This is a genomic window from Flavobacterium quisquiliarum (assembly GCF_019308285.1).
GTDB lineage: Bacteria > Bacteroidota > Bacteroidia > Flavobacteriales > Flavobacteriaceae > Flavobacterium > Flavobacterium quisquiliarum.
This window is the reverse complement of record NZ_WWEM01000020.1, coordinates 19,464-33,426: the sequence shown is the minus strand read 5'-3', so window position 1 is coordinate 33,426 and position 13,963 is coordinate 19,464. Positions and strand designations below refer to the sequence as shown.

Here is a 13,963-nt window from a genome sequence, read left to right as displayed (position 1 = left end):
TTTTTCAGCAAATTTACAACATACAGACCGTTTTTACCTAATGTTTATAGAATTTCAAGTCAATTAAATCGTTCTGAATTGGTTTTGGATTCCAGTTTTCATGAATTGCCAATGCCGCGCCCAAAGCACTCGCCTGTGCCATTGAAGCTGCATAAACTTCCACATCTGGAAAAGCCTCTGCCAATAAATTCATATAAATTGAATTCTTGCTGAATCCGCCATCTACAAAAATCTTTTTTACAGGACTGTTCTGGATTACCAAATTGGTAGAAAAATATTGCTGTTCCACTAAATCCAGCATCAATTGATGATACGCAGTTTCATAATCTTTAAACTGTGATAAATCTCTCTTTTGAAAAGGACACTCTTTTAAAATATCAAAATCATATTTCTTTGGATAGAAAATCTGATAGTTCAGTGAACGTAAATTGGCTGTTATTTTTTTGTCAAAATAAACCTCCTTATAAGTATCCACAGGTAGATTAAAATGTTCCGCCAATCTTTTGGTTTGCACTTCATGTTCGTTTCCGGCAAATAAACGTGCCGCTTTAACGGGCTTATTTGTGTATTGCATATAACACAAACAATCGTGCTGCAATTCTTCAAAAGTCAATGGCTTAGTATTAAAAGGATTTAGAGAAATACTCCAAGTTCCAGTTGATAATAAAACGAAAGGTTCTGTAAAGTTTATGGTGTACGGAATTATTGCTGAAGAACTGTCGTGAAGTCCTGTTCCAATAGATAATCCTTCTTTTGTTCTTATAACATCTTTACCGTAATAAATTGGAGGTAATTTAGCCTCAATTTCTTCAGTTTTTAACCATTTATGATATTTCATTTTTTTGAAATTCCACAAATTGGTATGACAGCCGATGCTTGTAATATCTGCGTAAGCTTCATTGGTTAAAAGAAAACTCAAAAACTGTGGCAAATGCAGACAGTATTTTACTTTCTGAAATAATTCAGGTTTTTCTTCTTTTAACCTGTAAATCTGCATTCCAGAATTCAGACTGCCTAAAACTGGAGAAGCTGTTTTTACAGCAAACTTTTCTTCTCCCTTATATTTTTTATAAAAATCAGATTTTAATTCCTCTGGATAATCTTTCAGATAATTATACAGAGGAGTTAAAACTTTTCCTTTTTCGTCTATATAAACAAAACTGGCTCCGTAAGTGCTGAAATTGATGGCTTTTAAAACATAATCACTCAGCTTTTTTATTTCTTCTAATCGATCTAAAATCCATTTTTGAAGAACGTCTATATCTTCGCAGGGAAATCCGTCTTCGTCTTTTGTTTCCTCCAGATTAACTGATTTTTCCCAGACAATTTTATAATTTTCATTAAATAAAAAAACCTTTTTGTTTGTTTTACCAATATCAAAAATCGCAACTACATTCATTTTATTTAGTTATGAGTTATGAGTTATGGGGTTATTGGTCATGTGAAAAGTTCAATATTATTGTGCTTACTCATATTGTTTTTTACATTAAATAAACAACACAAGCAACAATAGTTAATCTACTTAACTCATAACTAATAACCAATAACTTAAAAATTCAGATTATAATCCCGTTGCCATTGTTTTTAAACCTCTTTCTTCGATAAGATTTTGTCTTACTTGAAGTGAACGATATAATGCCACTGGATCTAATGCTGCTCCAGAACGAAGACGAGCTTCTGACACTAATGCGCGAACATCTGTACGGAAAGCATTTTGAAGGATTTCCTGTGCTTTTACCACATCATTTTCTTCTTGCGCTTTTTCCAATGCTTTTCTGTCAACAGAAAGTGCTTGTGCATAAGCAATCATAATCGCTTCAACAGATTGTAATAAATCTTCTAATGGATCTTTAATATTATGAGAAGCATCAATCATCCAGCCTAAATCTTTGGCGTGATTCATTCCTCTTGCATCCATTCCTTCTACTAATTCATTAAAAATTAAGAATAACTGGTATGGCTTTAACGCACCTGCAGTTAAATCATCATCTCCATATTTAGAATCGTTAAAGTGAAATCCACCTAATTTATTATCCATCAATAAAATAGAAACAATTTGTTCGATGTTTGCATTTGGCAAATGATGACCTAAATCAACAAGTGTTTTCGCTTTGTCTCCTAATTTTTGAACGTATGAATAAGACTGTCCCCAATCTGCTACTGTAGTAGAATAAAAGTTAGGTTCAGCACATTTGTATTCTAAAAATAATTTCCAATTTGAAGGCAATGCATCATAGATTTCTTCTAAACTTTCTAATGTATTTTGATAAGCTTTTCTAAAATTTAATTGTCCTGGAAAATTAGAACCATCAGCTAACCAAATTGTTAAAGACTCAGATCCTAATTCTATTCCATGTTTAATTACTTCAATATTGTGAGCAATTGCCTGTTTGCGAACTGCTTTGTTTACGTTTTGTAAAGAACCGTATTTATAAGTATGCTCAGAACTAGCCTGATCTTGAAATGTATTTGAATTCATTGCATCAAACTTCAAACCATGCTGACCAGCTAATGTTTTAATTGCACCATAATTCGTTGGAATATCCCAAGGAATGTGAAGTGAAATGGCACCTGATGCATTGTTCAATTTATGAAGCAATCCAACGTCTTCAATTTTTTCTTCTAAAGAACGAGGTTCTCCTCCTCCTGCAAAACGTCCAAATCTTGTCCCTCCAGTTCCTAAAGCCCAAGATGGAATTGCAATTTGAAAATCGATTAATTTTTGAATAATAGCTTCTGTTTCATTTATTTCTGAAGCTGTAAAAACTAATTTATTTTGATGTTTTTTTAATAAATCCTCATTATGAGAATCAATATGGTTTGATGAGATTAACATAGTTATTTATCTTTTTATAGAGTTTACAATATATAAATTTTTATAGGCTTATTATATTTTTAACACGCAATGCTTAGATTTTTGACGCGGATGACACGGATTCGCTATCGCGAAGACACGGAAAAAAACCGGATTTTTTTATTGTAATGAAATTTAAAAAATCTATGCAGATCAGCGTTTTCGCGATAGCGAATCCGTTTTATCTGTGTTCCATATCTTTATGTGTTTAATATTTTTCAACTTAAAAATTTTATAGCAGTTAAACTCCCGTTTTACTTCACTTTTTTGTTAAGTTTTCGTTGTTAAAGCGCAATGTTATATGCTAAAAAAATCTAACGTCCGAAAGATTCGAACGTTAGACCACAAAAAACCACTTTTGCTTAAACAAACTTATATAAAAAACCTAAACAATCTTTATCTATAAAAGCCCATTGCTACGCCGCCGTCTACGTTTAAGGCATTTCCTGTAGATTTACCAAGTAAACCTCCAACAAAAGCAAAACAAGCATTGGCAATATCATCAGGCAATATGATTTCATTTAATAACGTACGTTTTGCATAGTAAGCCGGAAGTTCTTCCACTGTGATTCCGTATGCTTTTGCACGACCTTCAGCCCATCCTCCAGACCAAATATTTGAATCTGAAATTACAGCATCGGGATTTACTGTATTGACACGAATTTTATCAGCTCCAAGTTCTGCCGCCATTAAACGTGTTAAGTGCGCCTGCGCAGCTTTAGCCGAACCATAACCTGGGTTATTTGGGCCTGCAACAACAGCATTTTTAGAAACGATATTTACGATATCTCCTCCAAAACCTTGTTTACGCATTACTTCGATTCCTGCTTTAGAAACAATAAATTGTCCTTTTACCAAGATATCATATAATCTATCCCACTCTTCTAAAGTATGTTCTGCAATAGATTTTGAAATACTAATTCCAGCATTGTTCACTACAATGTCAACACCACCAAAAGCTAAAGAAGCTTCATCTAATGCTTTTTCTGTACTTACTTCGTCAGTAACATTCAATAAAGTACTAGAAACCGCATCTTTTCCAAATGATTTGATAAACTCAGCAGTTGCACCTTCTAAACGCTCTTCATTAATATCATTAATTACAACGCAAGCACCTTCTTGAGCGAATTTTTTAGCAATAGCTTTACCAATTCCTCCCGCTGATCCTGTAATCAAAGCTACTCTTCCAGATAATGCTTTTGGCTTTGGCATACGCTGTAATTTAGCTTCTTCCAACAACCAATATTCAATATCAAAAGCCTCTTGATGTGGCAATGAAGTGTATTCTGACACTGCTTCAGCACCTTTCATAACGTTTACAGCATTGATATAATATTCAGATGCTAAACGCGCCATTGTTTTATCTTTAGCAAAAGTAAACATACCAACTCCAGGATATAAAATTACAACTGGATTTGGGTCACGCATTGCTGGCGAATTTGATTTTTTACAAGCATTGTAATAGTCCTTGTACATGGCACGGTAAGCCTCAAAAGCAGGAGTTAATTTTGCTTTGACCGCATCAACATTAGATAAATCTTCGTTTGGATCTAATTCTAAAACCAAAGGACTGATTTTAGTTCTCAAAAAGTGATCTGGACAAGAAGTTCCTAGTGGAGCTAATTTAGACAAATCATTAGAGTTGATGAATTCTAAAACTCTTGCATCGTCTGTATAATGACCAATCATTTGACGCTCTGACGAACAGAAACCTCTTAATATTGGAGCTACTTTTGCTGCTTTTAATTTACGATCTGCTTCAGGAAGACTTTCAATTTTCTGACCTCCAAAAACAGGACGCTTTTTACCATAGTTGCTTTCTAAGTATTCAGCACATTTTTCGATTACTTCCAGCGTATTAATATAACTTTCGTATGCAGTATCTCCCCAAGTAAATAAACCGTGAGAACCTAACATAATACCACGTAATTGTTTTCCGTTTTTAGCTGCTTCTTCTAAACAAGCTCTTAACTGAAGACCAAGGTCAAAACCTGGACGCTGCCAGCCAACCCAGCCAATTTCTCCGTTAAATAATTCTTCTGTAATCTTTTTTCCATCTTTAGCCGCAGCGATTGCAATTGCCGCATCTGGATGTAAGTGATCAATATGTTTGAACGGAAGAAAACCGTGTAAAGGTGTATCGATAGAAGGTGCTTTAGAAGCCAAATCAAAAATACAGTGGTTGAATAATTCTACCATCTCATCTTCGAATTCAATTCCTCTGTAAACATTTTCAAGATTACGAAGTCTGTCTAAATACAAAGCTGCACAACCAGATTTTGTCAAAGTTCCAATATCACCACCAGAACCTTTAATCCACATTACTTCAGAAGATGTTCCTGTTAAAGGATCTTTATCTGTAATTTTTACAGAAGTATTTCCTCCTCCATAATTAGTTAGTCTTAAATCAGCTCCTAACAAGTTAGAACGATAAATAAAAAGCGCTACTTCATCCCCCGCTAGTGCTGCGGCTTTAGCATCATCCCAAAGGTAGCTTACATGCTTAAAATTTGTATTAATTGTTTTTGTATTCGACATATACTTATATTATTTTCTTGTATTATTTATAATGAGTTACCAATTCCTACCAAAACGATCGCCAGCATAATAAGCCCGATCCCCCAGAAAAAAGTTCTTATTGTTTTTTTAGAAACTCCTTTCCATTCTTTCAAATAAAAACCCCAAAAATTTGCTGTTAAAATAATGGTTGCCATGTGCAGAATCCACGAACTGGCACCATTTCCAAGTTTGCTCTCTCCCATTCCGTAAAAGAAAAACTGTAAAAACCACATTGTTCCAGCAAGAGCAGAATACATTACGTTTTTAGTTATTGGAGTAGATTTATCTGTATAGTTTTTAATTGTTTTATTTTTAAAATTTAAATAAAGACACCAAATAAAGTTGGTTGTAAGTCCGCCCCATAATAAAACAACATAAGTCACATTGTTTTGGAACAACGGATTTGCACCATTTACGACAGCATGTTCTGCCATTGATTTTCCTGCTTCAATTCCATAATTAAAAAAAGAACTTAAAATTCCTGAAATTACGGCTACAGTTAAACCTTTTACTAAATTGAAGTCTTTATCCTTATCTTCATGACCGGTTGCAAAATCCTTTTCTTTCAGCATTCCTGCTTTTCCAGAAATCGCAATTCCAACCAAATACACCACAACTCCAAATAAAACCAGCTGTCCGCCAGGATTAGAAATCATATGAGTAAAGGAAATTTTACCTTCCGTTGGAACTATATCATAATATATAGAAGGAACTAAAGCTCCAAATGCAGAACAAAATCCTAATGTAATTGAGTTTCCTAAAGACATTCCTAGATAGCGAACGCCTAAACCATAAGTTAAACCACCAATTCCCCAAATCAATCCCATTAAAAAAGTAAAGTATTTTATTGATGGAGAAGCTGTTGCGATAATTTCGGTAAAATTTGGAATCGTTAAGTAAGCAGCCAATGGTGGAACAATCAGCCAAGAGAAAAATCCTCCTACCAGCCAATAGCTTTCCCAAGCCCAGTCTTTTACTTTCTTAAAAGGCATATAAAAACTACCAGAAGAAAATCCCCCGATAGAATGAAAAATGATTCCTAATAATGATTCCATATAGTGTTTTTGGTTTAAAGGTTAGGTTTGTTAGTAATTTGGTTTTGTAAAATAATAGAATGTAAAAAACAAAACTGTCCTGTACTATCCTTTATGCTTTTTCGTTTTTTTGTTAAAAAGTGAAGGTAATTAGAAATAACAGTCCGTAATTATTGGGGAAATAAATTTAAAATGGCTACTTTAGCAATCGATTTCGTAATTATTGAATCCGCATTTTGAGGAAATTTCAATAAATATAAAAAAAGTATTACAAGCCAAGTTGAAAATCTCTTTTTTTATAAAAAAACATTCTTAAAGAGTTTTTCTAATAAAAGTTATAATTAAAAAATCGTTCCGTTGAAATACGAGACAAGTTTCCCAGATACCATGATTAAACTTATTAAAATAGACGAAGATTCACGAGTTCCAAAGTATAAGCAAATTGTAGACTCTATTCTTCAGAACATCGCCAACGGAAATTTAAAAATCAATCAAAAAATTCCTTCTATCAACAGTTTTAGCGAAGAATTTTATATGTCTCGTGATACTGTGGAAAAGGCGTATAATATTTTAAAGGAAAGAAAAATTATTTCTTCTATTAGAGGAAAGGGCTATTATATTACAAGAACTAAACTAGAATCTAAAGTAAATATTTTGTTTTTGACAAATAAACTGAGTTCTTATAAAATGAAAACCTACAGCTCTTTTATCAATACTTTGGGAGCTAATGCACATGTTGACTTACAAATTTACCATTGTGACGAAACCTTGTTTCTTAATATTTTAGACAAATTTGAAGGTGCGTACGATTATTATGTAATTACAACTCACTTTAAAACAGACGAATTAAAACACTTAAGTTTTACTGATGAAGTGGTTAATGCTATTAAAAAAATTCCACAGGAAAAATTAGTTGTTTTAGATAATATCAAATTAGGAACCGGAGATGATGTTATTAAAATCTATCAAGACTTTGAAAATGACATTTACAATGCATTAAAAGAAGGACTTTCTAAAATAACCAAATACAAGAAATTGATTTTAGTTTATCCTGACAAAGCTGTCTATCCTTATCCGAGAAGAATATTGCACGGATTCAGAAAATTTTGTGTTGAACACGAAATCAACTTTGAGATTTTAAGCGAGGTTTATGACGATATGATTCTGAAAAAAGGAGACTTATTTATCACTATTGAAGAATCTGACTTAGTGAATTTAATGAAACAAATTCGTGATGAAGAGTTTATTCTAGGAAAAGAAATCGGCGTTATCTCTTATAATGATACCCCTCTAAAAGAATTATTAGGTATTACAGTAATGTCAACCGATTTTAATATTATGGGAGAAACAGCTGCTCGAATGATTTTGAATAAAGAGAAAGGGCAAATAAAAGTACCTTTTAATTTTATTGATAGAAATTCAATTTAAAGATGCAAAGTTACATAGGAGCAAAGTAACAAAGGTCTCTTCTCTTTGTCTTAAACTTTACTTTTTTTAGAGCATAAAAAAACCTCGTCGATTGACGAGGTTTTAGTTGTATTATTTTTTTGATTCTTCGATAGAAACTTTTCTAAACTCTTTTAAAAGTTTTTCAATTTCTAAAGTAGCTTTACGTGCTCTTGGACCTGCAGCTTTAATTCCTTTTTCAGTTAAAGATTCAGCTTCTGCTTTAAATGTGTCAATTTCGGCGTTGATTTTTACTAATAAATCTTTCATGCTTATATATTGTTAAATTAAGCCACAAAAATAAAAGTTTGTGTGATAGTTACAACAAAATTGCTGTTAAATTTAATGCAGTTTTTCACTCATTTTCTTTACAATAAATTGACTCTTCTTTTTTCGTGAGTGCCAGTAAACACAATTAATTAGAAATCAAACACTTATTTTAAAAATAAACTATTACATTTCATTTAGAGGCTTTATAGAAAGTATCGTAAACATGGGAAATAATAAAAGATTTCATTAGCAACCGCTCCCTTTTCTTACAATTTCATTAAGAAAAAATGACTCAGATAGGAGAAAATTAATCGAAAAACATCTAACTCAGATAGACATAAAAAAAAATATTGTCCTTAATAAGACTTTTATCAATCTTCTTATTGAAAGATTCAAGACAATCTATTATTAAAGTCAATAGATAAAAATCAAAAAACTTTATTTAACTAGATCCCAGCAATCAAAAAAAAGAAAGCAGGATAAGAAAAAATCCTTATCCTGCATTTCATGGCGTACTATTAGTCAAAATAGATACATAGAAAAATATAAAAAATAAAATAATTACATTAAATAATACATTGCTTTATAATATTCAGGAAATTTTGCTTGCATAAAATTTAACTGCTGTAAAGAGATTCTATCATTTCTAAAGTCCAATTTCTTCTTAAAGAATGTTTTTACCTCTTTAAAAATTTCTCGACTAGTTTTAGATTCGTCAAACAAAATCAAATTATTGATCATTTCTAAAAACGAAAGGCTCGTAAAGAAATGCTTATCAAATAAACAAACTAAAATGTTTTCGTTTTTATTTTCCTCTTGCAAGAAACCAAGCAATTCTTTTTTTTCATATACAACATAAACAATACGGTCATATTGTTTAATCTTGTCTTCACTATGATCAAAAAAGGATTTTTCAAAAAAATCAAAATCAGCTTTTAGCCTTCTTTTAAACATTTTCAAAAAGATCCCTTTATTATCTCGTACTAAAACTCGCTCCTTTTCCATTTTCATTTTTTTTAAGATCCACAATGAATATTTTGTCCTAACAACAAATAAGTAAGAACATTGTAAAATTAGATCTATAATTTTATTAATATAACCCACAAAAAGTCATAAAATGGCAACTTTAAGGTATTTTTTAATCTATCAAATAATAAAAACTAAAGACTTAAACTTTAATAATAGGAATAACATTTTTTTCAACAAATGAAAGCAACTCATCTATTTTTCTGGAATCACTATCTTTTTTCGAGATAGAAATTATATAACTGTTTTGTTCTTTAACATAGAAAAACAAAAAATTTTTGGTCAAAATAACTTTTTCAATTTTGGACCACTTATGAGTTAATTCTCCCAATGGTGATTTGACACAAATATCAGAATAAGTAAAAGTGAGTTTGTATCTATTAGGAAATTTATCAAGTCTCATTAATTTCTTAATCCATTTAAAGACTGTTTTGGATATAATGTCAATAAATGAAAACTGAATTATTACAAAAGCAACAACGAGAAATAAGCTTCTTAGCAACCAATCAAAAAAATCTGTTTCTACAGTATAATCAACAAAAATCACAAACATTAAGACAGCAAGAAAGCAATATACAATTCGCTCTCTTAATAAATGTTTAAAATACATTTTGTTAAGTTTTTTTACTTCAGAAATATTCAATTGAAACTCTAATGAAAAACTAGCAGTGGTCATATTTTTTGTTTTCAGCTTATTATTCTAATAGGCAAAAGTATTTCATCAAGTCACTTTTTTAGAGATCTATAAGTTTTTAAACTATCAAAATAAGACTTAATTAAGGACCTAAAAACAATAATGGAAGAGTCATAAAATTAACCTATGAAAAAAACGGTATTATTTGCCACTTTTTTACACAAAACTTCTTATTAAAACTACCCTTAAAAGTCATAAAAACAATAAAATAAGGTTAAACAAAAGAACATATATCATTTATTATCAAGCAGTTAAGTTTTAACTTTCTTTTGAATTTATCTCCAAAATATTTATTTACTTTTGAGCCAAATTCAAAATAAAAAAATAAACATTTTCTCACAATGAACCTGCAATTAACAGAGGAAAATCTTAAAGAAAAAATTAAAGAACTTACCTGTCTATATGAAATTTCTAAGATCATTTCGAAATCCACATCCATCCACATTCAAACTCTTTATGAAATTATACTGAGTGCTAAAAATGCTTGGCATTTTAACTTAGATGCCATTGTAGAACTTCATGTAGCAAATTATCATTTATCAACATCCGAACAGAATGAAAATAGTGTTTTTCAATCAAGTCTCATAAAAGTTAAGAATGAAGATGTTGGTCATATTAAGGTTCATTATCCGACTACAAGATACTCTGAAAAAGATTTTCAAGAAGACGAACAAAAACTATTAGATACAATTGCAATAGAAATAGGAAACTATATTGAAAAATATCAAACCTTAGAAAGAAAAGCCGTTTTAAGAAGAATGTTAGAACGCATGGAACGCTTAACGCTTCTTGGTGAAATGACAGCTGGAATTGCGCATGAATTAAATACACCATTAGGAAACATCCTAGGTTTTGCAGAGCTAATAAAGGATCATAATAAAAATCCTGATATTGATTCGGATATTTCGATTGTAATAAATTCTGTTATTTATTCCAGAGAAATAGTCAAAAAACTAATGTATTTCTCTTGTGAAATGCCTCAGAAATTAGAATTGCAAGAAATAAAACCAATTATTCTGTTTGCTTTATCCTTTTTAAAATCAAACTTTCAGAAAAAAGGAATTAAAAGTGAATTAATTATTAAAAATGATAATATTGTTGCAAAAGTAGATTCTGTTCAAATTACTCAAGTTTTATTCAATTTACTTATAAATGCTATCTACGCCTCACCAGAAAAAAGCACAATTAAAATTACAGTAGACAGTGATGATTTTAATTTATTTCTAAAAATAGAAGATCAAGGAACTGGTATACCAGAAGATATTAAAGAAAAAATATTCGAACCTTTTTTTTCGACAAAACCAGTTAATTATGGCTGTGGTTTAGGCTTGAGTGTTGTGCACGGAATAATTAAAAATCATAACGGAGAGATTGTGCAGCAAGATAATTTTCCTGCTGGAACCATTTTTACAATTAAAATACCTTTAATATAATGACAAAATGACCTCTAGAAAAGAAAACATACTTATTGTCGATGATAACACTGATATGCTTGATTTAATTCAAAGACAATTAAAAGCTTTAAATTTTCGAACTTATAAAGCTTCTTCAGTTACAGAAGCTATTGAGGTTTTAAAACTATCTACCATAGATCTTTTAATAACAGATATCAATATGCCAGATATTAATGGGATTGAACTAATAAAGTATACAGAAGAACATTATCCTTTGGTACCAAAACTTGTGGTTTCTGGCATCCCATCTGTTCATACTGTTGTCAATGCTATTAAATCTGGCGCATTAGAGTATTTAACCAAGCCTTTTACCAGTGATGAAATGCATAAGGCAATAGTAAGATCGCTTCTAAAAGCTAATCATTCTCAAAAAAAATCTAATCATTTTGAATATAATAAAAATGGAAATTCATATGATAAAATAATTGGCCATTCAAGTCAATTTAAAGATAATATTGAAATTATAAAACGTGTAAAAGATACTAAAGCCAATATATTGATTGAAGGAGAAAGCGGCACTGGAAAAGAATTAATTGCAAGAGCCATACACTATACGGGAAAATTTGCCGATAAACCATTTATTGCAATAAACTGTGGAGGTATCCCAGAAAATTTAATTGAATCTGAATTATTTGGACATTTAAAAGGAGCTTTTACAGGGGCATCAGAAAATCGAATTGGTTTATTTCAGGCAGCCAATGGCGGTACAATATTTTTAGATGAAATCGGAAATGCACCTTTAATGGTACAGATAAAACTTCTTAGAGTTTTACAAGAGAAAGAAATTCTAAGAATTGGTTCAAACAAACCAGAAAAGATTGATGTAAGAGTAATATCAGCTACAAACTGTGATCTTGAAGAAATGATCTCGAAAGGTTTTTTTAGACAGGATCTATACTATCGTATTAATATTATCAATATAAAAACTGCAGCTTTAAGAGATCGCAAAGAAGATATACCGCTACTTATAAATGCCTTTATTGAAAAATATACCAACGAGTATAACAAACCAAATATAAAAGTAAATGAAAAAGTTTTAGAGGTTTTGTTAAGATATAACTGGCCTGGAAACATAAGAGAACTAGAAAACATCATACAACGCATGGTAATACTTAGTGATGACACCATAAGCCTTTCCCAAGTTCCAGATCACTTAAAATATCATATTTCTAGTTCGAGTGATATTTTCAAATCTTTAAAAGAATATGAAAAAGAACAAATCGTAAAAGTTTTACTATCTGTAAACAACAACAAAACAAAAGCGGCTCAGATTTTACAAATTGATCGAAAAACATTAAATCAAAAAATGAAATAAAAAATCGAGGAATTATTCCCATTTAGAGTATAAATTCCCAGCTGTTATACTGTCTGCTTTTTTAACACTAAAAATTAAGCAATTGATTCTCAACCAATAATCAAAAATAAAAATTTCAGGCATACCATTTGTCTCCAATAAGTTAAATAAACAACAAAATAAGACTAATCTTACTTTTAAAAAAGTAATGTTAATTAGAATCCTGAGAATTCAATTAAAGCAACCAAATAAAAAACAAAATTTTAACATACTGTTTAACAGTAAATTAAAAAATACTAACTTTATATAGATAAATAATACTTCCTATGAAAACAATTGAACATTTTTATAGTGCAGATTTAGATTGGGTGCAAAATTTGGCTGACCAATTTGGTGGAGAAGTAAAGGAAAGTTTTATAGTAATTCCTGAGGACATTCAAACTGGCACCCGATATTTCTTAAAATGCGATGAAGGAATTATCGCATACTATATTGATGTTGAATATAAAAAGGAATTACATTTAATACAGCGAAATAGCAACCCTAATTTTGTTGGCTACTATTACAACCTTACAGAAGGTAATGCTACCGTTTCTGGCCCCGATTTTATGTATAACGTCACTAAATGGCAATACAATTTATCTGTAATTGATGGAGCATTGTCTTCAGATTACCATGTAACAAGGGGCAGCAAGACTTTTGCTCTTTGCATATTCATTAGAAAAGATATTATTGAATCTTTTGCTATTAAAAATAATATCTTCTTACCCGATATTGATAAAATCATTAACCCCAAATTAAATACAATTGTTCGTTTTGACAGAATGAGTGATGATAGCCTTCATATTCTTGATGATTTGCGAAAAGTAAAAGTGGGCGGCCCCATTTTTGACTTATACCTTACAGGAAGCGTTCATATGCTTATTGCCAATTATTTAAAAAAAATAGCCACAAAACGTATCATTATACAAACAGTTAATCAACAGGATCTGGCGACTATTATTTCTATACAAATGTATTTAACAGCACATTTGGAAGATCATTTTCCGAGTATAAAACAATTGGCAAACAAAGCAAACATGTCTGAGTCTAAGTTTAAAAGTTTGTTTACTAAAATTACAGGTAACACTCCAAATGTATATTTTGTCGAAAATAAATTATTACTCGCCAAAGAGCTCCTTGAAGCCAAAGAATTATCAATCTCCCAAATTGCTGATAAACTTCATTTTACAAATAACTCATATTTCGCTTCGAAATTTAAGGAATATTTTGGGCTGTCACCAAAAGCGTTTGTCAAAGAATTATAAAACAGTTTCAAATACCACTTTTAAA

General features: G+C 30.7%; 11 protein-coding genes. 4 read left to right on the top strand and 7 right to left on the bottom strand.

Annotated elements, in window-relative coordinates; genetic code table 11:
- Nucleotides 1-37: 37 nt before the first annotated feature.
- The 4 genes from GSY47_RS08355 to rhaT form a co-directional block, all read right to left on the bottom strand.
- The gene (locus tag GSY47_RS08355) at nucleotides 38-1,399 is read right to left on the bottom strand and encodes an FGGY-family carbohydrate kinase (protein WP_179005572.1); all 1,362 of its coding nucleotides are present in this window, start codon (nucleotides 1,397-1,399) and stop codon (nucleotides 38-40) included.
- A 162-nt stretch (nucleotides 1,400-1,561) separates the two neighbouring features.
- The gene (locus GSY47_RS08350) at nucleotides 1,562-2,836 is read right to left on the bottom strand and encodes a TIM barrel protein (RefSeq protein ID WP_179005570.1); all 1,275 of its coding nucleotides are present in this window, start codon (nucleotides 2,834-2,836) and stop codon (nucleotides 1,562-1,564) included.
- Nucleotides 2,837-3,250: 414 nt separating this feature from the next.
- Nucleotides 3,251-5,392, bottom strand: a complete 2,142-nt coding sequence (locus tag GSY47_RS08345) for a bifunctional aldolase/short-chain dehydrogenase (RefSeq protein ID WP_179005568.1) — start codon at nucleotides 5,390-5,392, stop codon at nucleotides 3,251-3,253.
- A 26-nt stretch (nucleotides 5,393-5,418) separates the two neighbouring features.
- Complete coding sequence (rhaT, locus tag GSY47_RS08340) at nucleotides 5,419-6,468, bottom strand: L-rhamnose/proton symporter RhaT (RefSeq protein ID WP_179005566.1); 1,050 nt, start codon at nucleotides 6,466-6,468, stop codon at nucleotides 5,419-5,421.
- Nucleotides 6,469-6,834: 366 nt separating this feature from the next.
- Between rhaT and GSY47_RS08335 the strand changes: the two genes are divergently transcribed.
- A complete protein-coding gene (locus GSY47_RS08335; RefSeq protein ID WP_179006321.1) occupies nucleotides 6,835-7,875 on the top strand; it encodes a GntR family transcriptional regulator in 1,041 nt (346 codons plus the stop codon).
- 111 nt (nucleotides 7,876-7,986) lie between these two features.
- Here the strand turns inward: GSY47_RS08335 and GSY47_RS08330 are convergent, their stop codons facing one another.
- The 3 genes from GSY47_RS08330 to GSY47_RS08320 form a co-directional block, all read right to left on the bottom strand.
- Complete coding sequence (locus GSY47_RS08330) at nucleotides 7,987-8,163, bottom strand: histone H1 (RefSeq protein ID WP_026729959.1); 177 nt, start codon at nucleotides 8,161-8,163, stop codon at nucleotides 7,987-7,989.
- A gap of 561 nt (nucleotides 8,164-8,724) precedes the next feature.
- Entirely contained in the window at nucleotides 8,725-9,174 is a 450-nt protein-coding gene (locus GSY47_RS08325; protein WP_179005564.1) for a hypothetical protein, read from the bottom strand.
- A 157-nt stretch (nucleotides 9,175-9,331) separates the two neighbouring features.
- Entirely contained in the window at nucleotides 9,332-9,865 is a 534-nt protein-coding gene (locus GSY47_RS08320) for a YcxB family protein (RefSeq protein ID WP_179005562.1), read from the bottom strand.
- Between the two features lie 359 nt (nucleotides 9,866-10,224).
- Here GSY47_RS08320 and GSY47_RS08315 point away from each other — a divergent pair, with 359 nt between their 5' ends.
- The 3 genes from GSY47_RS08315 to GSY47_RS08305 all read left to right on the top strand — a co-directional run bounded on the left by GSY47_RS08315 (nucleotide 10,225) and on the right by GSY47_RS08305 (nucleotide 13,938).
- A complete protein-coding gene (locus tag GSY47_RS08315; RefSeq protein ID WP_179005560.1) occupies nucleotides 10,225-11,316 on the top strand; it encodes a sensor histidine kinase in 1,092 nt (363 codons plus the stop codon).
- Nucleotides 11,317-11,323: 7 nt separating this feature from the next.
- Nucleotides 11,324-12,652: a sigma-54-dependent transcriptional regulator gene (locus tag GSY47_RS08310; protein WP_179005558.1), complete on the top strand. Its 1,329-nt coding sequence runs from the start codon at nucleotides 11,324-11,326 to the stop codon at nucleotides 12,650-12,652.
- Nucleotides 12,653-12,957: 305 nt separating this feature from the next.
- Nucleotides 12,958-13,938, top strand: a complete 981-nt coding sequence (locus tag GSY47_RS08305) for a helix-turn-helix domain-containing protein (RefSeq protein ID WP_219071232.1) — start codon at nucleotides 12,958-12,960, stop codon at nucleotides 13,936-13,938.
- Nucleotides 13,939-13,963: the final 25 nt, after the last annotated feature.